The sequence below is a fragment of the Buttiauxella cochleicola genome (assembly GCF_021282405.1).
In the GTDB taxonomy this organism is placed as follows: Bacteria; Pseudomonadota; Gammaproteobacteria; order Enterobacterales; family Enterobacteriaceae; genus Buttiauxella; species Buttiauxella massiliensis.
This window is the reverse complement of the sequence record NZ_JAJSOU010000015.1, coordinates 69868-92520: the sequence shown is the minus strand read 5'-3', so window position 1 is coordinate 92520 and position 22653 is coordinate 69868. Positions and strand designations below refer to the sequence as shown.

Here is a 22653-nt window from a genome sequence, read left to right as displayed (position 1 = left end):
GCTTACCCCTCGGCTGCAACCCGGAACGCATTTTCCAGGTCAGCAATTAAATCTTCGCTATCTTCAATGCCAGTCGAAATACGCAACAAGGTTTCAGAGATCCCCGCTGCAGCACGCGCTTCTGGCGCCATGCCCGCGTGGGTCATCGTCGCCGCGTGTGAAATCAAACTTTCTACTCCACCCAGCGATTCTGCCAGTGTGAAGAGAGTCAGGCTACTCAGGAAACGACGCAGCGTTTGCTCGTCGCCATTAAATTCAAAACTTAGCATCGCGCCAAAACCTTTTTGCTGACGAGCAGCAATTTCATGGCCCTGGTTTTCAGGCAGCGAAGGATGATACAGCTTTTTCACCAGCGGCTGAGTTTGCAGGAAATCAACAATCGCCTGTGCATTGCGTTGTGCCACTTCCATACGTGGTGAAAGCGTGCGCAAACCGCGCAATAGCAAATAACTATCAAAAGCACCGCCAGTCACGCCAATGTTATTTGCCCACCAGGCAAGCTCAGTGACAGTTTCGGCATCTTTCGCAATCACGACACCCGCAACAACATCTGAGTGACCATTCAGGTATTTAGTACATGAGTGCAGAACTAAATCCGCACCCAATGCCAGCGGGTTTTGCAAAGCCGGGCTCAAGAAGGTGTTATCCACCACACTAATTGCCCCTACTTCACGCGCGGCGGCGCAGATTTTCGCAATATCTACCACTCGTAACAAGGGATTACTTGGGCTTTCGACCAGCACGAGTTTTGGTTTTTCGTTAAGTGCCGCAGTTAAAGCCGCTTCATCTCCTTGATCGACAAACAAAACGCGATATGCGCCGCGCTTTGCCAGGCTATCAAACAAACGGTAGCTACCGCCGTAACAGTCATGCGGAGCCACTAACAGGTCTCCAGGCTTAAGGTAAACGGTGGTTACCAGATGGATTGCCGACATACCGGTATTCGTCAGCACTGCGCCCGCTCCGCCTTCCAGCTCTGCCAGTGCGCGCTGAACAACATCACGCGTAGGATTGCCACGACGCGAATAGTCATGCGCGCGCGGTTCGTTAAACCCGGTGAAATTATAAGTACTGGAGAGATGGATTGGCGGTACAACGCAGCCGTATTGCTCGTCATCGTTCAAACCGCTACGTACTGCGATAGTTGCCTGTTTGCGCGTCATGGCTCTCGAATCCTTGCTGGTCGAATAAAGGTCAGGTACCAGAGTAAACACTGCCGAGTTAGACGTCAATACATCTGGACATCTAAACTTCTTTGCGTATAGATTGAGCAAACACGCAATAGCCGTTAAAATTATACGCTTTAGGGTGATAGCGTCGCAGACCGCGAATCAATAAACGCTTACACTACGACCAGATAATCGCTTCTGCCGCGCATATTACCGGTGGAGGCCTAAATACATTGATTAAGAGGATTAAGTATCTCATGGCTGAATGGAGCGGCGAATATATCAGCCCTTACGCTGAGCACGGGAAGAAGAGTGAGCAAGTAAAAAAAATTACGGTGTCCATTCCTCTGAAGGTGTTAAAAATCCTCACCGATGAGCGTACCCGTCGCCAGGTGAATAACCTGCGTCACGCAACAAACAGTGAGCTCCTGTGTGAAGCATTCCTACATGCGTTTACCGGCCAGCCACTGCCAAATGATGCAGATCTGCGCAAAGAGCGTAGTGATGAAATTCCTGAAGCGGCGAAAGTGATTATGCGCGAGCTGGGGATCGATCCAGAGACGTGGGAATACTAATTACAGGAATTATCCTTATTCCCTATAGCATTCGAGTCGTAGGTAGGCGGCAAGGGAGCAAATCCCCGGGAGCTTACTGAAATAAGTGACTGGGGTGAGTGAGTGCAGCCAACACCCCTACGGCTTGAATGATGACGGGAATAACAAAAAAGGCGCCGTTAGGCGCCTTTCTCTTACTACCGTGCAGCGAATTACTTCTTCGCGCCTGGAACGCTGAAACGCTTGTTGAAGCGGTCAACGCGGCCACCGGTAGCAACATCACGCTGCTTGCCAGTGTAGAACGGGTGGCATTCGCCACAAACGTCCAGGTTCAGATCATGACCCACGGTAGAGCGAATCTTGATAGAATTACCGCAAGAGCAGTTTGCAGTAACTTCTGCGTAGTTCGGGTGAATATTCTTTTTCATGGAAAACCTCAGTATAAGGCCGCGTCGCTCTTCCAGCCCTAACGCCAGACACCACGCGAAGTTGATAGATTAGGTTTTTTGATACCAAAAACTGCGCATCAAAGGCGGCGAATCATACAGAACCCCGCCAGCGTATGCAAACTGATCCGCATTTTCTGGAACACACAGTGTACACTATCTCGTCATTTTTATCAGTTCGGAAATATTAATGCCTGTCGCCCACGTTGCTTTACCGGTTCCCCTTGCCCGTACTTTTGACTATCTCATTCCCGCTGGAATGCAGGTGGCATTAGGCTGTCGCGTCACGGTGCCGTTTGGTAAACGCCAGGCTGTCGGGATCGTTGTCTCGGTTAGCGAGCACAGCGAATTGCCGCTAAAAGATCTAAAACCGGTGGCAGACGTTCTGGATGGCGCTTCGTTGTTTCCAGATTCGCTATGGCGCGTTCTGCTGTGGGCGGCCGAGTATTATCATCATCCCATCGGCGATGTGCTTTTCCATGCGCTGCCTGGTTTGCTGCGCGAAGGAAAACCCGCGCACCACGCGCCGTTGTGGTACTGGTTTGCCACCGAAGAAGGCAAAGCGGTTGATCTCAACAGCCTGAAACGCGCCCCTAAACAACAACAAGCGCTGGCAGCGGTACGGCAAAATATCATCTGGCGTCACCAGGTGAGCGAAATGGAAATCAGCGAGCCTGGGTTACAAGCGCTGCGGGCCAAAGGTTTATGTGACCTGAAAAGTGCCGCCCCTGCGACGACGGACTGGCGCGATAGCTATTCCGTTGAAGGCGAGCGTTTACGCCTGAACACCGAGCAGGCCACCGCCATTGGGGCCATTCATAGTTCTGTCGACAATTTCGCCGTCTGGCTGCTGGCGGGGATTACCGGCTCGGGCAAAACGGAAGTTTATCTTAGCGTGTTGGAAAACGTGCTGGCACAAGGCAAACAAGCGCTGGTTCTGGTACCTGAAATTGGCCTGACGCCGCAAACCATCGCCCGTTTCCGTGAGCGTTTTAACGCGCCGGTCGAAGTGCTGCACTCCGGACTTAATGACAGTGAACGTCTTGCTGTGTGGTTAAAAGCCCGCAGCGGCGAAGCCGCGATTGTGATTGGCACCCGCTCGTCTCTGTTCACACCGTTTTGCCGACTTGGCGTCATTGTTATAGATGAAGAGCACGACAGCTCTTACAAGCAGCATGAAGGCTGGCGTTATCACGCTCGTGATTTAGCCGTGTACCGCGCACATGCGGAAGATATTCCCATCATCCTCGGCTCAGCAACCCCCGCCCTTGAAACATTGCACAATGTTCAACTGGGGAAATATCGCCAGCTACGCCTGACAAAACGCGCCGGTAATGCGCGCCCGGCAACACAGCAAGTGGTGGACTTAAAAGGCCAGCCACTGAAATCCGGCCTGGCGCCTGCGCTTATCAAAAAAATTGGCCAGCATCTTAAAGCTGACAACCAGGTGATCCTGTTTCTTAACCGCCGCGGGTTTGCTCCCGCTCTGCTGTGCCATGAATGCGGCTGGATAGCGGAGTGCCCGCGCTGCGACCACTACTACACCTATCATCAGGGCCAGCGTCATTTACGTTGCCACCATTGCGACAGCCAAAGAGCGATTCCCCAGCAATGTCCGCATTGTGGTTCCACCAACCTGGTTCCGGTTGGTATGGGAACAGAGCAGCTTGAGCACAGCCTTGAGCCTGAATTTCCGGGTGTGCCGATTTCGCGTATTGACCGCGACACCACCAGCCGTAAAGGCGCGCTTGAGCAGCAACTGGCGGAAGTCCATCGCGGCGGTGCTCGGATTCTGATTGGTACGCAGATGCTCGCAAAAGGGCATCACTTCCCGGATGTGACTCTGGTGGCTTTGCTGGATGTTGATGGCGCACTATTTTCTGCCGATTTCCGTGCAGCGGAGCGTTTTGCACAGCTTTATGTCCAGGTGTCTGGCCGCGCAGGGCGCGCCGGTAAACAAGGCGAAGTTATGCTGCAAACTCACCATCCTGACCATCCTTTATTACAAACGCTGCTCACCAAAGGTTATGACGACTTCGCAAGCCAGGCACTGAAAGAGCGCCAGACGGTGTTCTTACCACCGTTTACCAGCCACATCATGTTCCGTGCAGAAGACCAAAATAACCATCAGGCGCCGCTCTTCTTGCAGCAGTTACGAAACCTGCTTGAGTCCAGCCCGTTACGAGATGATCAGCTCTGGGTTATGGGTCCGGTGCCATGCTTACAGCCTAAACGCGGTGGGCGTTTCCGTTGGCAAATTCTGCTGCAACACCCTTCGCGCGCACGCCTGCAACGACTGGTCAGTCATTCGTTGAAGCTGGTCAATACTTTACCGGAATCACGCAAAGTGAAGTGGACGCTGGATGTTGATCCAATTGACGGCTAGCACAAAGTCCTGTGGTTATGCGAAGCGGATCGAAAATTTCAACAACCATCACACTTTTAATGAAATAACTGTAACCAACGAACATCAATTTCTGCTAAGAATGTGGACATGGTCAGACACCACGGACGTTGTCAGCACCTGTACAGTGCACGCGAGGAGAAGAAGTTGAAGCCGAAGAATCAGGTTGCCAATGCAACCATGAAAGATGTTGCCGTTCAAGCGAAAGTCTCAACTGCAACGGTGTCCAGGGCATTAATGAACCCGGACAAAGTATCGCAAAGTACTCGTAATCGTGTGGAACAAGCGGCAATAGCCGTAGGTTATTTACCCCACTCCCTGGGGCGAAATTTAAAGCGTAATGAATCACGCACCATTCTGGTTATTGTCCCGGATATCTGCGACCCCTTCTTTAGCGAAATCATCCGCGGTATCGAAGTGACGGCTGCGGACCAGGGCTACCTGGTGCTGATTGGCGATTGCGCCCACCAAAATCAGCAGGAAAAAACCTTCATTAATCTGATTATCACCAAGCAGATTGATGGCATGTTGTTGCTAGGCTCACGCCTTCCCTTTGATGCCAGTATTGAAGAACAACGCAATTTGCCGCCGATGGTAATGGCAAACGAATTTGCTCCTGAGCTGGAATTGCCTACGGTTCATATCGATAACCTGACTGCAGCGTTTAACGCCGTTTATTATTTACAGCAGCTCGGCCATCAAAAAATTGCCTGTATTGCTGGCCCGGAAGAGATGCCGCTTTGTCACTATCGCTTGCAGGGGTATGTCCAGGCATTACGTCGTACGGGGGCAGTAATCGATCCGCACTACATTGCGCGTGGTAACTTCACTTATGAAGCCGGTGCCGCTGCATTGTCGCAGCTGATGGCACTACCCAATCCGCCGACTGCGGTGTTCTGCCATAGCGATGTGATGGCGCTGGGCGCACTGTCTCAGGCCAAGCGAAATGGCTTACGAGTGCCGGAAGACTTATCGATTATGGGCTTTGATGACATCGCACTTTCACAGTTCTGTGACCCACCGCTCACCACCGTAGCGCAACCCCGTTTTGATATCGGGAGGGAAGCTATGCTGTTGTTATTGGATCAACTTAACGGGCACACCGTGAGTAGTGGTTCGCGTTTGCTGGACTGTGAACTCATTGAACGAGGCTCCACCAGCGCACCTGGCAGTAGAAAATGACCCGCTTTAGGACACTGGATTCTGGTCAAAGGGATATCCATTAAGTAACATGGCGGGCTGATAAACGAATAAAATATAGCGAATCAATAGTGGCACAACGAGATTATGTACGCCGCGGGCAATCGGCAGGTACGCGGCGTAAGAAAAGTAACACCCGCAGCAAGCAACGCAGCCTACCATCTGTCTCGCCGACAATGGTCGCAATTGCGGCCGCCGTTCTGGTGACCTTTATTGGTGCTCTCTACTTCATTACTCATCATAAAAAAGATGAAAGCGAAACCCTGCCTGGCCACAAAGTCACAGGAAATGGTCTGCCACCTAAACCGGAAGAGCGCTGGCGTTATATCAAAGAACTGGAAAATCGCCAGACGGGTGTGCGTGCCCCAACCGAACCTTCTGCCGGTGGTGAAGTGCAGAATAAAGATCAGCTCACCAGCGAACAGCGCCAGTTACTGGAACAGATGCAGGCCGATATGCGCCAGCAACCTACTCAGTTGAACGAAGTACCGTGGAATGAGCAAACGCCAGAACAGCGTCAGAGCACCTTACAGCGCCAAAAAATTATTCAGCAGCAAACGCAACAGCAGCAGTTCACCGCTCAACAAGTTGCCCCACAACCGCGTGCCGTTCAGCAGCAGTCGCAGCCTGTAACACAGCCACGTACCGTGCAGCAGCAACCGCGTACAACGACATCAAACGCGCAGCCTTATCAGGATTTGTTGCAAACGCCGCCGCATAATACTCAGCAGCGTGCAGCACAGCCTGAGACGCAGCCGAAAGCAGCGCCGATTACCCGTGAAGAAGTAGTCAAACAGGCTCCGGCACCTCAGGATAAGCCAAAGGATGAGAAACGCTGGATGGTACAGTGTGGCTCCTTCAAGGGTGCCGAACAGGCAGAAACTGTCCGTGCACAGCTTGCTTTCGAAGGTTTTGATTCACGCATCACGACCAACAATGGCTGGAACCGAGTCGTCATTGGCCCAATCAAGGGCAAAGAGAAAGCTGACGGTACGATCAATCAGCTGAAGATGGCAGGCCACTCTAACTGTATCCGTCTTGGCGCTGGGGGTTGAAACCCCCAAAATCCCCCCCATCTATAATTGCATTCAGCCCCAAATAGGTTTGGGGCACATATTTGTACCCGAAATAATTCAGATTGCAGGTAGGCGGCAAGGGAGCAAATTCCCAGGAGCTTACTTGAGTAAGTGACTGGGGTTTGTGAGTACAGCCAACACCCCTGCAATTTGAAGAATGAAGGGTATAGCTGATGCAATAAGGGGTCTGCTCGTGACAACAATAGTAAGTGTGCGCCGTAACGGCCATGTCGTAATCGGTGGTGATGGTCAGGCCACGCTCGGCAACACCGTAATGAAAGGCAACGTCAAAAAAGTACGTCGTTTGTATAACGATAAAGTGATTGCTGGTTTTGCTGGCGGTACTGCGGATGCCTTTACCCTTTTCGAACTGTTTGAGCGCAAGCTAGAAATGCACCAGGGCCACCTGGTGAAAGCTGCGGTTGAACTGGCAAAAGACTGGCGTACCGATCGTATGCTGCGCAAACTCGAAGCGCTGCTTGCCGTCGCCGATGAAAATTCATCTCTTATCATCACCGGTAATGGTGACGTTATTCAGCCAGAAGATGACCTGATTGCAATTGGTTCCGGTGGCCCGTATGCCCAGGCAGCGGCACGTGCCCTTCTTGAAAATACCGAACTGGGTGCTCGTGACATCGTAGAGAAATCGCTGGGGATTGCCGGTGATATCTGCATCTACACCAACCATTTCCACACTATTGAAGAATTAGCGTCTAAGGCGTAAGGAATCCCCATGTCTGAAATGACTCCACGCGAAATTGTCAGCGAACTGAACAAACACATCATTGGCCAGGACAATGCCAAGCGTTCCGTGGCGATTGCGCTGCGTAACCGCTGGCGCCGTATGCAGCTTGATGAAGAGCTGCGTCATGAAGTTACGCCAAAAAACATTCTGATGATCGGCCCAACTGGCGTGGGTAAAACCGAAATCGCCCGTCGTCTGGCAAAACTGGCCAACGCACCGTTCATCAAAGTCGAAGCCACCAAATTCACCGAAGTGGGTTATGTTGGTAAAGAAGTTGATTCTATCATCCGCGATTTGACCGATTCTGCGATGAAAATGGTTCGCCTGCAATCCATCGAGAAAAACCGCTACCGTGCCGAAGAAATGGCCGAAGAGCGCATTCTTGATGTGCTGATCCCTCCTGCTAAGAACAACTGGGGTCAAAACGAAACGGCACCTGAGCCATCTACAGCGCGTCAGTCTTTCCGTAAAAAATTGCGTGAAGGCCAGTTAGACGATAAAGAAATTGAAATCGATCTGGCTGCGGCACCGATGGGCGTTGAGATCATGGCTCCTCCTGGCATGGAAGAAATGACCAGCCAGTTGCAGTCTATGTTCCAGAACCTGGGCGGCCAGAAGCAAAAACCACGCAAGCTGAAAATCAAAGAGGCGATGAAACTTCTGATTGAAGAAGAAGCCGCGAAGCTTGTGAACCCGGAAGAGCTGAAGCAAGACGCCATTGATGCTGTCGAGCAACACGGCATCGTGTTTATTGATGAGATCGACAAAATCTGTAAGCGTGGTGGCAACAGTTCCGGCCCGGACGTTTCCCGTGAAGGCGTTCAGCGTGACTTACTGCCGCTGGTTGAAGGCTGCACCGTTTCGACTAAACACGGTATGGTCAAAACTGACCACATCCTGTTTATCGCATCTGGCGCATTCCAGGTCGCAAGTCCGTCAGACCTGATCCCAGAATTGCAGGGTCGTCTGCCAATTCGTGTGGAACTTCAGGCACTGACTGTTGAAGATTTCGAGCGCATTCTGACTGAGCCAAACGCGTCTATCACCGTGCAGTACAAAGCGCTGCTAGGCACCGAAGGCGTGAATATCGACTTTACCGAAGACGGTATTCGCCGCATTGCTCAGGCCGCATGGCAAGTGAACGAGTCCACCGAAAACATCGGGGCGCGTCGTCTGCACACTGTGTTAGAACGCCTGGTTGAAGATATCTCTTACGATGCCAGCGAAATGAACGGCCAATCCATCCTGATTGACGGCGAATATGTCAGCAAACATCTGGATGAGTTGGTAGCAGATGAAGACTTGAGCCGTTTTATCCTATAATCCCGCTCAACGTATTTTCTTCATTTGAAATGGAGGGCTTATGCCCTCCATTTTTTTATATCTAACAGAGAGAACTATGAGCGAATCGCACTCTGTAAGCACGACTCAAGCCTGGCTTGAAAGCTTGCGCCCACGCACATTACCACTGGCATTTGCCTCTATCGTCTGTGGATCCGCGCTGGCTTTCTGGCAAGGCGTGTTCAACCCCGCTATTGCATTGCTGGCACTGCTGACTGCCGGGTTACTACAAATCCTCTCAAACCTGGCGAATGACTACGGTGATGCGGTAAAAGGCAGCGACAAAGAAGACAGAATCGGGCCATTGCGCGGCATGCAAAAAGGCGTGATTACCCAGGCGCAGATGAAAAAGGCGCTGATTATCACAGTGGTATTAATCTGCGTTTCTGGCCTGGCGCTGGTCGCGGTTGCTTGCCGTACGCTGGCAGATTTTCTCGGTTTCCTGGTGCTCGGTTTGCTGGCTATCATCGCGGCTATTACTTACACCGTCGGAACTCGTCCGTATGGTTACATGGGGCTTGGGGACATTTCAGTACTGGTCTTCTTTGGTTGGTTAAGTGTGGCTGGTACCTGGTATCTGCAGGCTCACGCTCTAGCACCGTTAGTGTTTTTACCCGCGACAGCTTGCGGATTACTGGCAACAGCTGTGCTGAACATCAATAACTTGCGCGATATCGACAGCGACCGTGAGAACGGTAAAAACACGCTGGCTGTGCGCCTGGGCCCAGTGCTTGCCCGTCGCTATCATGCTTGCCTGTTAATGGGGGCGCTGGCGTGCCTGGCGGTATTTAACCTGGTGTGGCTGCAAAGCCTCTGGGGATGGCTGTTTGTGCTTGCAGCACCACTACTGATTAAGCAGGCTCGTTTCGTACTGCGTGAGATGGAACCGGTCGCCATGCGCCCAATGCTCGAACGAACTGTTAAAGCTGCATTGCTGACTAACTTGTTGTTTGCGGTAGGAGTTGTGCTCAGTACGGTGTCGTTTTAGCTGACAAATATCAATTAACAATTGATGATTTTGCCAACAGTTGGGATTAAGCGATATACTGACAACTCATGCAGCAACAGAACCTTAATCCTATGAAATATGATACTTCCGAGCTTTGCGACATCTATCAGGAAGATGTCAACGTCGTTGAACCGCTGTTTTCCAACTTCGGTGGGCGGTCGTCCTTTGGCGGGCAAATCATCACGGTGAAATGTTTCGAGGACAACGGATTGTTGTATGATCTGCTCGAACAAAATGGCCGTGGCCGAGTGCTGGTAATCGATGGTGGCGGCTCTGTTCGCCGTGCTTTGATTGATGCAGAACTTGCCCGTCTGGCGACTCAAAATGAGTGGGAAGGCATCGTCGTATACGGTGCTGTACGCCAGGTCGATGACCTGGAAGAACTGGATATTGGTATTCAGGCAATTGCCGCCATTCCGGTAGGTTCAGCAGGAGTTGGCATTGGCGAAAGTGATGTGCGCGTTAACTTTGGTGGCGTGACCTTCTTCTCCGGTGACCATCTTTATGCAGATAACACCGGCATCATCCTTTCCGAAGATCCCCTCGATATTGAATAACCCAATCGAATAACAAAACGGGCGCCCTAAGGCGCCCGTTCTTTTTCTGGTCGAATAAATCGATACCCTAAATAATTCAAGTTGCAGGACAAAAGGCTTCAGCCTTTTGAACAGCGCTTGCGCTGGCCCCACCGGGGCGAGGCTCTGCCGAGTAACGCGGCAATTGAGTGAATTCCCAGGAGCTTACTAAAGTAAGTAACTGGGGTGAACGAAAGCAGCCAACGCCCCTGCAGCTTGAGTAGGACGGGTATTACACTTCTTCCATCTTACCCAGCAGGGCATGCAGACGATCCTGCCAAACGTGCTGCTGTTCTTTCAGAGAATTGTTTTCGCGCACTAGTTCTTCATGGTTGCTCTGAGACTGCTGAACTTGCTGAGACAAATTATTGTTGGTCTCTTTCAGCTCTTCAATTTCCATTTGCAGCAGGGTAATGGTATCAATCGCCTGCTGTACTTTTGCTTCCAGTTTCTCAAACACTTCAAATGACATTTCTGAACCTCTTCTGAATTGCAAGGCGTTGATGGATTTCTAAATCCCCGTCCCGGATGTTCCCCGATGACACCTTATGAATATATGCGCTCCACGCAGCGTGTCTCGATTGTAAGTAGCGTGAGTAGCCGTGTCCAGCGAGTTCAAGCGCTCTTTGCATAACATAACGTTTTTCAGCATATGCCGAATGACCATGAGCGCTAAAATCACTATTTGTTAACCCATTGATTACTTCCATGAGCGTTTGCGTTGTCTTTTCTGGGTGATAATGCGCACACTTCAGCGCGAAATCGCTCATTTTTATGACGAACAACACAAATTTAAAGTTCGATATTTCTCGTTTATGTTCGTTAACGATAAATTAACACTATGCCTACATGGCACCTGCGCGGCAGGGAAGCCCGAACAAACAATAATCATTAATTTTGCCTTCAGGACCCTACTATGAGTCAGACAGCTCCATCAACCTTGAAAGGTCAGTGCATCGCCGAGTTCATGGGTACCGCGTTGTTGATTTTCTTTGGTGTCGGATGTGTCGCCGCCTTAAAAGTCGCGGGCGCAAGCTTCGGGCAGTGGGAAATCAGTATCATCTGGGGTTTGGGAGTAGCGATGGCTATCTACCTGACTGCAGGAGTTTCCGGTGCACATCTTAACCCGGCGGTGACTATCGCACTTTGCCTGTTCGCCTGCTTCGATAAACGTAAAGTGGTGCCGTTTATTCTTTCGCAAGTTGCAGGTGCGTTCTGTGCCGCAGCTTTGGTCTATGGCCTGTATTACAATTTATTCCTGGATTACGAGCAGACGCACCACATGGTACGCGGCAGTGTGGAAAGCCTGGATTTGGCAGGTATCTTCTCAACCTACCCTAACCCACACATCAATCTGGTGCAGGCGTTTGCCGTAGAGATGGTGATCACAGCCATTCTGATGGGCGTTATTCTGGCGCTGACTGACGATGGCAATGGCATCCCGCGTGGCCCATTAGCACCATTGCTGATTGGCTTACTGATTGCGGTAATCGGTGCTTCAATGGGGCCGTTGACCGGATTTGCGATGAATCCAGCACGTGACTTTGGCCCGAAACTTTTCGCCTGGTTAGCTGGCTGGGGCGACGTCGCCTTCACCGGTGGCCGCGATATTCCTTACTTCCTGGTGCCAGTATTTGGCCCGATTGTAGGCGCGGCGTTAGGTGCCTTTGGTTACCGTAAACTGATTGGCCACCATTTACCTTGTGATGTTTGTGTTGAAGATGAAGAAAAATCTAGCGCATCCACACAACAAAATGCTTCTTTGTAAGACTGACTTCAGGACAAAATTATGACCCACGAAAAAAAATATATTGTCGCACTCGATCAGGGTACAACCAGCTCCCGCGCCGTCGTCCTGGATCATGATGCCAACGTTGTTAGCGTTGCACAGCGCGAGTTTCAGCAAATCTATCCAAAAGCAGGATGGGTTGAACATGACCCAATGGAGATCTGGGCAACACAAAGCTCCACACTTGTAGAAGTGCTGGCTAAAGCCGATATTAACTCAGACCAAATCGCCGCAATTGGTATCACTAACCAGCGTGAAACCGCGATTGTCTGGGAAAAAGAGACCGGCAAACCAATTTATAACGCCATCGTGTGGCAGTGCCGTCGTACCGCTGAAATCTGCGAGAAACTTAAACGTGACGGCCTGGAAGAGTACATCAAATCCAACACAGGCCTGGTTGTTGACCCGTACTTCTCCGGCACCAAAGTGAAGTGGATTCTTGACCATGTTGAAGGTTCACGTGAGCGTGCTCGCCGTGGTGAACTGCTGTTCGGTACTGTCGATACCTGGCTTATCTGGAAAATGACACAAGGGCGCGTGCACGTTACTGACTACACCAACGCCTCCCGTACCATGTTGTTTAACATCCACGATCTCACCTGGGATGACCGCATGCTCGAAGCGCTGGATATCCCACGTGAGATGCTGCCAGAAGTGCGTAAATCCTCCGAAGTTTACGGTCAGACTAACATCGGTGGTAAAGGCGGTACGCGTATTCCTATCGCTGGGATCGCCGGTGACCAGCAGGCGGCACTCTTCGGCCAGCTGTGTGTAAAAGAAGGGATGGCGAAAAACACCTACGGCACCGGCTGCTTTATGTTGATGAACACCGGTACTCAGGCGGTTAAATCTACTCATGGCTTGCTGACCACTATTGCTTGCGGCCCACGCGGTGAAGTGAACTATGCGCTGGAAGGTGCGGTATTCATGGGCGGCGCCTCTATCCAGTGGCTACGCGATGAGATGAAACTGATTAGCGACGCGACTGATTCCGAGTACTTCGCAACGAAAGTGAAAGACACCAACGGAGTATATGTCGTCCCTGCGTTTACCGGTCTGGGCGCTCCTTACTGGGACCCGTATGCCCGTGGCGCAATCTTCGGTCTGACTCGTGGCGTCAATGCAAACCATATTATCCGCGCAACACTTGAATCCATCGCTTACCAAACGCGTGATGTGCTGGAAGCGATGCAGGCTGACGCTGATATTCGCCTGCACGCTCTGCGCGTAGACGGCGGAGCTGTCGCAAATAACTTCCTGATGCAATTCCAGGCGGATATTTTAGGCACCCGCGTTGAGCGCCCGGAAGTGCGTGAAGTCACAGCGTTAGGTGCTGCTTATCTTGCAGGCCTGGCCGTTGGTTTCTGGCAGAATCTGGATGAAGTAAGCGAGAAAGCAGTTATCGAGAAAGAGTTCCGTCCGGGTATCGAAACAACCGAACGTAACGTCCGTTACGCTGGCTGGAAAAAAGCCGTTAAGCGTGCACTTGCGTGGGAAGACCACGACGAAAGTTAATTGCCTCCCCCTTCCCCTCTCCATGCCGAGAGGGGATCCCCCCTCCCCGCCTGTGCTAAACTCGGTCGCAATTCTGCTTCTTAAATGAGTGTGTGATGAGACGAGAACTTGCGATTGAATTTTCCCGCGTAACCGAAGCTGCAGCACTGGCTGGTTATAAATGGTTGGGCCGTGGCGATAAAAATACGGCGGATGGCGCAGCCGTTCACGCCATGCGTATCATGCTTAATCAGGTCAATATTGACGGCCAGATTGTGATTGGTGAAGGGGAAATCGACGAAGCACCGATGCTCTACATTGGCGAAAAAGTCGGGACCGGACAGGGCGACGCTGTAGATATCGCCGTTGACCCGATTGAAGGCACTCGCATGACGGCAATGGGCCAGGCCAACGCGCTGGCCGTTTTAGCAGTTGGCGATAAAGGCAGTTTCCTGAACGCACCTGACATGTACATGGAAAAACTGATTGTTGGCCCTGGTGCTAAAGGCATTATCGACCTCAATCTGCCGTTGGCTGAAAACCTCTATAACATTGCTGTTGCACTCAACAAACCACTGAGTGAACTCACTGTGACCATTCTCGCCAAACCGCGCCACGACGCCACCATTGCTGAACTGCAAAAACTTGGCGTGCGTGTTTTCGCCATCCCTGATGGTGATGTTGCGGCATCCATTCTGACCTGCATGCCAGATAGCGAAGTCGATGTGATGTACGGTATCGGCGGCGCACCTGAGGGCGTGATTTCCGCAGCAGTTATTCGCGCGTTGGATGGCGACATGCAAGGCCGCCTGTTGGCCCGTCACCACGTCAAAGGCGATAGCGAAGAAAACCGTGTAATGGGTGAGAAAGAGCTTGAGCGCTGCAAAGCGATGGGCATTGAAGCGGGTGTGGTATTGAAACTCGACGATATGGCGCGTAACGACAACGTGATTTTCTCCGCGACCGGTATCACCAAAGGTGATTTGCTGGACGGCATTACCCGTAAAGGGAATATGGCGACCACTGAAACACTGCTGATTCGTGGTAAATCGCGCACCATTCGCCGCATCAAATCTATTCACTATCTCGACCGCAAAGATCCAGACGTACAAACACATATTCTGTAAGACTGCCGTTTGTCTGAATGAGCTTTCCAGCTTTAACCGGCTGGAAATCTCACAGTTTTCTGGTGAAGATAGGGCAATAGACACAGAGGGGAATGAACATCATGGCGGAATGGGTCAAAGGTAAAGTCATCCAGATTGAAAACTGGACGGACGCTCTATTTAGTCTCACTGTGCATGCGCCTGTCGCCCCTTTCACCGCCGGGCAATTCACCAAGCTTGGGATGGAAATTGATGGCGAACGCGTGCAGCGCGCCTATTCCTACGTCAACGCGCCGAGCGACCCTAATCTTGAGTTTTATCTAGTCACGGTGCCTGAGGGCAAACTCAGCCCACGCCTGCATGCTCTGCAACCCGGTGACGAAATTATGCTGGTGAGCGAAGCCGCGGGGTTCTTTGTCCTGGATGAAGTCCCGGACTGTCAGACTTTATGGATGTTGGCGACAGGTACCGCATTAGGCCCCTATCTTTCGATTTTGCAGGAAGGCAAAGACCTGGATCGTTTCGAGAATATCGTTTTGCTGCATGCCGTGCGTTATGCGCAGGATTTGAGTTATTTGCCATTGATGCAAAAACTTCAGCAGCAATACGAAGGGAAATTGCGGATTCAGACCGTGGTGAGCCGGGAATCAATTCCGGGTTCATTGACCGGACGCGTGCCTGCACTTATCGAGAGCGGTGAACTGGAAGCGGCTGTAGGTCTGCCGATGAATACCGAAACTAGCCATGTGATGTTGTGCGGCAACCCGCAGATGGTACGTGATACGCAGCAGCTGCTGAAAGATACCCGGCAGATGACCAAACATTTGCGCCGCCGACCGGGCCATATGACAGCTGAACACTACTGGTAGTGTTAGCGGTACTTCACTTCGCTTGTATCTTTACCAAAGCGATTCTCACCCTGGGTGCCAACAAATGCACCCAGGTCCATAATGACCATCACCAGAATCAAGGTTGGGATAAAACGCCCAAGTCCCCACTGCGCTAATGTGCCGAATGTTTCCCAATTTCCGGCAAGCAACAGCCATGCCGGAATAAACAGTAGCGCCCACCAGCCTTTCTTATTGCGATCGTGCAGACGTTTCACAATCACAGCGGCAGTCGGAATCAAAGAACCCGATAAGAAGAAACCGGCGGTGGAATAAGGCATAATTTCAGCACCCGCGAGGGTGAAGAGAATGATCAGCGCGACTAACCAAACGCCAATCCAAATCCAGAAGTCACGGCGTCCAATACGTCCGTTAAAAGAGAACAGCCATTGCTGTATGGTCATGGTAAGGTCCATTTTATTGTTTAGCGCCGTAGTGTACCCTGGCTATGCCGGGTTTTGACAAGCCAACGGAATGCCGATTTAATCGGGAAGCAGAATTCACAGGAGAATTTGTCAATGAGACATCTGTTTGCAGCTCTGGCTTTACTGATGCTACCCGCTGCGGTGGTTTGGGCCGACCCGCCTTCAGATTCCGCCTCACCACTGCAAGCCGCTCCATATTTACTGGCGGGTGCACCAACATTTGATATGAACATTACGCAGTTTCGGGAAAAATTCACCGCAGAAAACCCGTCTTTGCCGATCAATGAATTCCGCGCTATCGACTCCAGCGCCGATGAAGTAAACCTGATGCGTGCTGCCAGCAAAATAAACGAAAATCTCTACGCATCTACGGCACTTGAGCGCGGTACGTTGAAAATAAAGTCGATGCAGATAACGTGGTTGCCGATTCAGGGCCCGGAGCAAAAAGCGGCGCGAGCGAAAGCTTCTGAATACATGTCAGCGCTGATTCGCACTTTTACCCCGTCGCTTTCAAAACCGCAAAGCGTGGCAAAACTCACCAAATTACTCAGCGATGGAAAGAACAAACGTTATTACGCGCAAACTGATGGCGCTATTCGCTATGTTGTTGCGGATAACGGTGAAAAGGGGCTTACCTTCGCAGTTGAACCGATTAAGCTGACGCTATCTGAGACACTGAACAACGGCGAATAAATGACAAAAAGCAAAGCCTTTCGCTTGTTGAGTCTCTATACTGTTTCACAGACCATGCTGCCTGAACGGCAGCGATTCTTTTATTAGTTTGACCTTGTGGAGAATTAAGATGCGACATCCTTTGGTGATGGGTAACTGGAAACTGAACGGCAGCAAGCACATGGTACACGAGCTGATTGCTGGCTTACGCAAAGAACTGGCTGGCGTTGCTGGCTGTGGCGTTGCTATCGCTCCTCCAACAATGTACCTGGATCTGGCTAAACACGCCGCTTCTGGCAGCCACATCATTCTTGGTGCTCAGAACGTTGACCTGAACCTGTCTGGTGCATTCACTGGCGAAGTTTCCGCAGAAATGCTGAAAGATGTTGGTGCTAAATACATCATCATCGGTCACTCAGAGCGTCGTACTTACCACGCAGAGTCTGACGAACTGATCGCTAAAAAATTCGCTATCCTGAAAGAAGTTGGCCTGATCCCAGTACTGTGCATCGGTGAAACTGAAGCAGAAAACGAAGCGGGCAAAACTGAAGAAGTTTGCGCACGTCAAATTGACGCAGTTCTGAAAACTCAGGGTGCTGCGGCATTCGAAGGCGTTGTAATCGCTTACGAACCAGTATGGGCAATCGGTACTGGCAAATCTGCAACTCCAGCGCAGGCTCAGGCAGTTCACAAATTCATTCGTGACCACATTGCTAAAGCTGATGCGAAAGTTGCTGAACAAGTGATCATCCAGTACGGCGGTTCCGTAAACGACAAAAATGCTGCAGAGCTGTTTGCTCAGCCGGACATCGATGGTGCCCTGGTTGGCGGCGCATCTCTGAAAGCTGACGCTTTCGCCGTTATCGTTAAAGCTGCTGCAAAAGCGAAACAAGCGTAAGTATTCTCGCTTAGAAATATTAAGGCTCTGCTCCGGCAGGGCCTTTATTTTTTCAGCAATCCGCAATCGTGATCTTGTATTTGCTCCGCAGATGCGAGGTTCAAACGCAGTAAGTTCCGCTCTGTCGCCAAAACGACCCAATCCCCGTCAGCCAGTTTCGCCATCGCCAGACTGTAACGCCCCATATGTTCGCGAGTCTGGGGAACCTGGTTTGCCAGCATGATGAACGGGCCACGTTGCGAAAACTCCGCCGCACTCACTTTTCTGGCGATGTACTGGTTTCCCGCCAGTGATTCCGGAAACGCCTGCCATTGGTTGCTCAGCGTATTTGCATACTGATTCAACTGCCCACGCACATCTGCCCGCAGACAAGAAATATGAATATGAAGCTGGTTTTGAGTTCGCCCGCTTGTGGAATTAATCGTGAGCGAAATTACATCATCAGGCACATGCGACCCCCGGCGAACACTCATCATTTCGCGCTGCTGCCACGCCAGCCAGAAGAAATTGGGGGTTTGCGCCTGCAATAGTTCAGGGCTTTCCATCCCTTTCATTTTCGCGGTAGGCATCAGCAAATATTGAAGCGGGCCATGAATATCTTTCAGCAACACGTATCCAGAAGTTAATTCCACTTTGGCGCAGGGTTCAGGGTTTTGGTTTTTTTGCTGATTGGGAACGCATTGCTGGCTGACGATACGCCAGAGCGCATCAGGGTGATGCAGATATTGCCGCAGACTAAACCAGGCGATAGCGGCAACAATCAACAGGAATATAGTGACAACTACCGTGCGTCGACACCGCAGCATTGAAACCTCAGGGGCTGGAGAGAGTTGCTCAGCGTAACGCAAACGGCGGGAACTCAAAAGCAAAACGGCCCCAAACGGGGCCGTCTTTAAACTTAACGCTGACTAATCTGATCGAAGGTTCCACCGTTTGAGAAGTGTTCTTTCTGCGCTTTGGTCCAGCCACCAAACTCTTCATCAATAGTGAACAATTTAAGTTTCGGGAAGGCATTCTCATACTTCTTCGCGACTTCAGGATTGCGTGGGCGATAGTAATTTTTCGCGGCAATTTCCTGGCCTTCTGATGAGTAGAGATACTTCAGGTAAGCTGCAGCAACTTCCTGCGTTCCTTTCTTCGCCACCACTTTATCGACTACTGATACGGTGGGCTCGGCAAGAATAGACTCACTCGGAGTGACAATTTCAAACTTGTCTTTACCCAACTCATTGGTCGCCAGCAATGCTTCGTTTTCCCAGGCAATCAACACATCACCAATATTACGCTCAACGAAGGTATTGGTTGAACCACGCGCGCCAGAATCCAGCACTTCAACGTTCTTATACAGTGCCTTCACGAAATCCTGAGCTTTGGCCTGGTCGTTGTTGTTGTGATGCAGGGCATATCCCCATGCAGCAAGATAGTTCCAACGTGCACCACCGGAGCTTTTCGGGTTCGGGGTAATAACTGAAACGCCCTGTTTAATCAGATCGTTCCAGTCATGAATTTGTTTCGGGTTACCTTTGCGCACCAGGAAAACGATGGTTGAAGTGTAAGGCGCGGAGTTATCCGGCAGGCGCTTGATCCAGTTTTTATCGATACGGCCACGCTCAGCAATTGCATCAACATCATATGCCAGCGCCAAGGTTACGACATCGGCTTCAATACCATTGATTACCGATGTGGCTTGTTTACCGGAACCACCATGAGACTGGCGGATAACGACGTTATCGCCGGTTTGTTGTTTCCAGTGTGCACTGAATGCCTTGTTGTACTCGTCATAAAGTTCGCGAGTGGGATCGTATGAAACGTTAAGTAACTGAATATCTTTTGCCAGTACGCTGGTTGACGCCAACAGCAATGTAAGTCCAACTCCCCACTTATTCATCGTTCGCTCTCTTTAATCAGATTTGATGAAAGCAGCGTGCCAGATTTTTAACCATTCATTAAAGAATAAAAAAAGATTGGCTATAACTATCGAGCATATAACAAACGATAAAAAGCCGGGTTTCCCCGGCTTCAATTTTCACTGTTAGTGAATTAGTAGAGTTTCTTCGCGCAATCCAACCAGTCACCTTTGAACGGACGCTTCATACTTTCGATAGCGTCGATGATGTCGTGGTGAACCAGTTTCTCATTCTGAATGCCTACGCAACGGCCGCCGTGGCCTTGCAGCAGCAGTTCGATGGAGTAAGCGCCCATGCGGGAAGCCAGAATACGGTCGTAAGCAACCGGTGAACCGCCGCGCTGAATGTGGCCCAGAACGGTGGCGCGAGTTTCGCGTTTGGTTTCTGTCTCGATATATTGAGCCAGCTCGTCGATATCGCAGATGTGCTCGGTAATCGCCACGATAGCGTGTTTTTTACCTTTCGCGATGCCCGCTTTGATTTCTTCAACCAGGTCTTCGCGATTGAACTCAACTTCTGGCAGGACAACAAACTCACAACCACCCGCAATTGACGCAGCTAAGGTCAGGTCGCCACAGTAACGGCCCATCACTTCCACGATAGAAATACGCTGGTGTGAAGAAGAGGTGTCACGCAGACGGTCGATTGCTTCTACAACTGTTTCCAGCGCGGTGAAGAAACCGATAGTGTAATCGGTACCTTTAATGTCGTTATCAATGGTGCCTGGCAGACCAATGCATGGGAAGCCCATTTCGGTCAGGCGCATTGCACCCATATAGGAGCCATCACCACCGATAACAACCAGTGCATCGATACCGCGTTTTTTCAAATTCTCGATAGCCACTTCACGGATTTTCTCATCACGAAACTCCGGGAAACGAGCGGAACCCAGGAAGGTACCACCGCGGTTAATCATATCGGACACGCTATAACGGTCCAGATTCACCATGCGGTCTTCATACAGACCCAGATAGCCGTCATAAACACCTACGACTTCCAGACCTTCCGACAATGCTGCACGAACAACACCACGAATCGCGGCGTTCATACCCGGCGCATCACCGCCACTCGTCAACACACCAATTTTTTTGATCATGACTACCTCTGAACTTTTGAATGCAAATTAATCCTGTTGCCGGAAACGGCCTGCGGCATGCCGAGGCGTCGACTCTGCTACAAATAGTATAACAACCGCTTCTTGCTGAATTGATTCAGGTCAGGCCATATGCCGGTATCTTAACCACAAAACGTCGGTTCAGCCTGACCTTACAACGAAAAATTAAAGCTCAAAATGCCCTTGTTGCTGCGTCGGAACAACCGAGCAGGGGTCCTGGTGAATAATCACATCTGACCCAGGGAAGCGACGCAATATCGCTTGCTCCACTTGTTCGGCGATAACATGCGCCTGAACCAGTGGTAGATTGTCTTCCATTTCAATATGGACTTGAATAAAGCGGGTCGGCCCTGACTGCCGCGTACGTAAGTCATGCGCCCCTTTGACCCCTGGCCATGCATTGATGATATCAATAATTGCCTGACGTTCATCATCCGGTAAAGCACGGTCCAAAAGAGATTGTACGGCTTCATGCCCCATTCGAATCGCGTTATATAAAATATAGACGCCAATACCTAAAGCAAAGATCGAATCCGCACGGTGCCAGCCATACCAGGACAACGCCAATGCAACGAGAATTGCTCCGTTCATCATAACATCAGACTGATAATGAAGCATATCTGCCCGAACGGCCTGACTTTGCGTCTTTCTCACAACCCAGCGCTGGAAGGTCACAAGTATTAACGTGCTGAATAATGCAATGACCGTGACTACGACGCCAACTAAAGGTTGTTTCATCTGTGACGGTTCAGCTAAATGTTGGATCCCCGTCAAAAAAAGGAATAGTGCAGAACCTGAAATAAACATACTTTGCGCGAGTGCTGCCAGCGATTCCGCTTTGCCATGGCCAAAGGTATGCTCTTCATCCGCCGGTTGCAGTGAGTAACGTACGACAAGAAGGTTAGTCAGCGACGCAGCAATGTCCACCAGCGAATCCACCAATGCCGCCAGAATACTGACCGAACCGGTATACCACCAGGCGAAAATCTTGATCAAAAGTAACAATGATGCCATTACCGTTGCGGCGATTGCTGCACGGCTGACCAGTTTCCCATATTGTTGATTCATAGGGGCTCCAGCAAATGATTGCTGGCTAGTATAGCGGATTCATCTGAACCTTCAGGCAAAAAAAACCCGCCTGTTAAGGCGGGGAAGACAGGGATGGTGTCTATGGCAAGGAAAACAGGGTTTGTTACTGGTTACTATGCTTACTGCTACTACTCAGTGCCTGCATCGAAGACATCTGTTGCAGGTCCGCCAGTTCACGGAATTGATCCATGCGCTGTTGGTGTTTGTCATTTAAAACGGCCTGTTGCTCAGGGCTTAACAAGCGGTACATTTGGTTGCGTACTTTCGCCATTTCAACCTGGCGAGTCACTTGTTCTTGTGCCATTTTTTCAGCCTGGACACGCACTGCCGTTTCATCAAAATTGTCTGCGGTGACCAGATTATGCATGGTCTCCATTTCGCTTACATTCACGGGTGGGCTATCATGCCGTGCCCGTTGCATAAGATCGCGCATTTGTTGGCGCTGTTGTTCGGTAAGGTTTATCCCATCGAACATATGGCTCTGGAGGTGATTACGCTTTACTAAACCTTCACCGCCCTGGTACCAGTTATCGCTGGCCGGTAACTCTTTGGCTTGGCTCGCCAGGGTTATCAGAGTCAATGTAGAGGCCATGACGGCAGCGGTAACATTGCGCATCACTTGCTCCTGAAATCATCTGTGCTGCGATTCAACGAGATTCAGTCTACGATTCCCGCTGCAAACTAGCGTCAGGGGGTGTAAAACAACGTAAAGTCATAGATTAGCGCGCCTTGATGACGTAATTTCTGCCTCGG

23 protein-coding genes are annotated in these 22653 nt (G+C 50.8%); 14 read left to right on the top strand and 9 right to left on the bottom strand.

The window, feature by feature from the left end; genetic code table 11:
* Positions 1–2: 2 nt before the first annotated feature.
* The gene (gene metB, locus LVQ79_RS18475) at positions 3–1163 is read right to left on the bottom strand and encodes a cystathionine gamma-synthase (RefSeq protein ID WP_134187637.1); all 1161 of its coding nucleotides are present in this window, start codon (positions 1161–1163) and stop codon (positions 3–5) included.
* Positions 1164–1426: 263 nt separating this feature from the next.
* Between metB and metJ the strand changes: the two genes are divergently transcribed.
* The gene (metJ, locus tag LVQ79_RS18470; RefSeq protein WP_034461414.1) at positions 1427–1744 is read left to right on the top strand and encodes a met regulon transcriptional regulator MetJ; all 318 of its coding nucleotides are present in this window, start codon (positions 1427–1429) and stop codon (positions 1742–1744) included.
* A gap of 191 nt (positions 1745–1935) precedes the next feature.
* Here metJ and rpmE read toward each other — a convergent pair whose 3' ends face one another.
* Complete coding sequence (rpmE, locus tag LVQ79_RS18465) at positions 1936–2151, bottom strand: 50S ribosomal protein L31 (RefSeq protein WP_124022232.1); 216 nt, start codon at positions 2149–2151, stop codon at positions 1936–1938.
* Between the two features lie 208 nt (positions 2152–2359).
* Here rpmE and priA point away from each other — a divergent pair, with 208 nt between their 5' ends.
* From priA to rraA, 7 genes are all read left to right on the top strand, one after another.
* Positions 2360–4555 (top strand): primosomal protein N', encoded by a 2196-nt coding sequence (priA, locus tag LVQ79_RS18460; protein WP_232866018.1) that lies wholly within the window; start codon positions 2360–2362, stop codon positions 4553–4555.
* A 165-nt stretch (positions 4556–4720) separates the two neighbouring features.
* Positions 4721–5755: a DNA-binding transcriptional regulator CytR gene (cytR, locus tag LVQ79_RS18455; RefSeq protein WP_151995363.1), complete on the top strand. Its 1035-nt coding sequence runs from the start codon at positions 4721–4723 to the stop codon at positions 5753–5755.
* An 89-nt stretch (positions 5756–5844) separates the two neighbouring features.
* Positions 5845–6828 (top strand): cell division protein FtsN, encoded by a 984-nt coding sequence (gene ftsN / locus LVQ79_RS18450; RefSeq protein ID WP_232866017.1) that lies wholly within the window; start codon positions 5845–5847, stop codon positions 6826–6828.
* A gap of 214 nt (positions 6829–7042) precedes the next feature.
* Positions 7043–7573, top strand: a complete 531-nt coding sequence (gene hslV, locus LVQ79_RS18445; protein ID WP_232866016.1) for an ATP-dependent protease subunit HslV — start codon at positions 7043–7045, stop codon at positions 7571–7573.
* Between the two features lie 9 nt (positions 7574–7582).
* A complete protein-coding gene (hslU, locus tag LVQ79_RS18440) occupies positions 7583–8917 on the top strand; it encodes an ATP-dependent protease ATPase subunit HslU (RefSeq protein ID WP_151995365.1) in 1335 nt (444 codons plus the stop codon).
* 76 nt (positions 8918–8993) lie between these two features.
* Positions 8994–9923: a 1,4-dihydroxy-2-naphthoate polyprenyltransferase gene (menA, locus tag LVQ79_RS18435; protein WP_151995366.1), complete on the top strand. Its 930-nt coding sequence runs from the start codon at positions 8994–8996 to the stop codon at positions 9921–9923.
* Between the two features lie 92 nt (positions 9924–10015).
* Complete coding sequence (gene rraA / locus LVQ79_RS18430; RefSeq protein ID WP_034461422.1) at positions 10016–10501, top strand: ribonuclease E activity regulator RraA; 486 nt, start codon at positions 10016–10018, stop codon at positions 10499–10501.
* Between the two features lie 250 nt (positions 10502–10751).
* Here the strand turns inward: rraA and zapB are convergent, their stop codons facing one another.
* A complete protein-coding gene (zapB, locus tag LVQ79_RS18425; RefSeq protein ID WP_034461423.1) occupies positions 10752–10991 on the bottom strand; it encodes a septal ring assembly protein ZapB in 240 nt (79 codons plus the stop codon).
* A gap of 444 nt (positions 10992–11435) precedes the next feature.
* Here zapB and LVQ79_RS18420 point away from each other — a divergent pair, with 444 nt between their 5' ends.
* From LVQ79_RS18420 to fpr, 4 genes are all read left to right on the top strand, one after another.
* Complete coding sequence (locus LVQ79_RS18420; protein WP_232866015.1) at positions 11436–12287, top strand: MIP/aquaporin family protein; 852 nt, start codon at positions 11436–11438, stop codon at positions 12285–12287.
* Positions 12288–12308: 21 nt separating this feature from the next.
* A complete protein-coding gene (glpK, locus tag LVQ79_RS18415; protein ID WP_232866014.1) occupies positions 12309–13823 on the top strand; it encodes a glycerol kinase GlpK in 1515 nt (504 codons plus the stop codon).
* 95 nt (positions 13824–13918) lie between these two features.
* Positions 13919–14929 carry a class II fructose-bisphosphatase gene (glpX, locus tag LVQ79_RS18410; protein WP_064515066.1) on the top strand — a complete coding sequence of 337 codons (1011 nt, stop codon included), beginning with the start codon at positions 13919–13921 and terminating at the stop codon, positions 14927–14929.
* A 101-nt stretch (positions 14930–15030) separates the two neighbouring features.
* Positions 15031–15777 (top strand): ferredoxin--NADP(+) reductase, encoded by a 747-nt coding sequence (fpr, locus tag LVQ79_RS18405; protein ID WP_154154153.1) that lies wholly within the window; start codon positions 15031–15033, stop codon positions 15775–15777.
* Between the two features lie 2 nt (positions 15778–15779).
* Here the strand turns inward: fpr and LVQ79_RS18400 are convergent, their stop codons facing one another.
* Positions 15780–16199, bottom strand: coding sequence for a DUF805 domain-containing protein (locus tag LVQ79_RS18400; RefSeq protein ID WP_034461428.1), 420 nt, complete (start codon positions 16197–16199; stop codon positions 15780–15782).
* Between the two features lie 147 nt (positions 16200–16346).
* Here LVQ79_RS18400 and LVQ79_RS18395 point away from each other — a divergent pair, with 147 nt between their 5' ends.
* Both LVQ79_RS18395 and tpiA read left to right on the top strand, forming a co-directional pair.
* Positions 16347–16913, top strand: a complete 567-nt coding sequence (locus LVQ79_RS18395) for a DUF1454 family protein (RefSeq protein WP_151995423.1) — start codon at positions 16347–16349, stop codon at positions 16911–16913.
* Positions 16914–17022: 109 nt separating this feature from the next.
* Complete coding sequence (tpiA, locus tag LVQ79_RS18390) at positions 17023–17790, top strand: triose-phosphate isomerase (protein WP_064515060.1); 768 nt, start codon at positions 17023–17025, stop codon at positions 17788–17790.
* Positions 17791–17834: 44 nt separating this feature from the next.
* Here the strand turns inward: tpiA and LVQ79_RS18385 are convergent, their stop codons facing one another.
* From LVQ79_RS18385 to cpxP, 5 genes are all read right to left on the bottom strand, one after another.
* A complete protein-coding gene (locus tag LVQ79_RS18385) occupies positions 17835–18593 on the bottom strand; it encodes a CDP-diacylglycerol diphosphatase (RefSeq protein ID WP_370639868.1) in 759 nt (252 codons plus the stop codon).
* Between the two features lie 95 nt (positions 18594–18688).
* A complete protein-coding gene (gene sbp / locus LVQ79_RS18380; RefSeq protein WP_232866011.1) occupies positions 18689–19678 on the bottom strand; it encodes a sulfate/thiosulfate ABC transporter substrate-binding protein Sbp in 990 nt (329 codons plus the stop codon).
* 152 nt (positions 19679–19830) lie between these two features.
* A complete protein-coding gene (gene pfkA / locus LVQ79_RS18375) occupies positions 19831–20793 on the bottom strand; it encodes a 6-phosphofructokinase (RefSeq protein WP_064515054.1) in 963 nt (320 codons plus the stop codon).
* 183 nt (positions 20794–20976) lie between these two features.
* Complete coding sequence (fieF, locus tag LVQ79_RS18370) at positions 20977–21879, bottom strand: CDF family cation-efflux transporter FieF (RefSeq protein WP_151995373.1); 903 nt, start codon at positions 21877–21879, stop codon at positions 20977–20979.
* A gap of 124 nt (positions 21880–22003) precedes the next feature.
* Positions 22004–22516 (bottom strand): cell-envelope stress modulator CpxP, encoded by a 513-nt coding sequence (gene cpxP, locus LVQ79_RS18365; protein ID WP_232866010.1) that lies wholly within the window; start codon positions 22514–22516, stop codon positions 22004–22006.
* Positions 22517–22653: the final 137 nt, after the last annotated feature.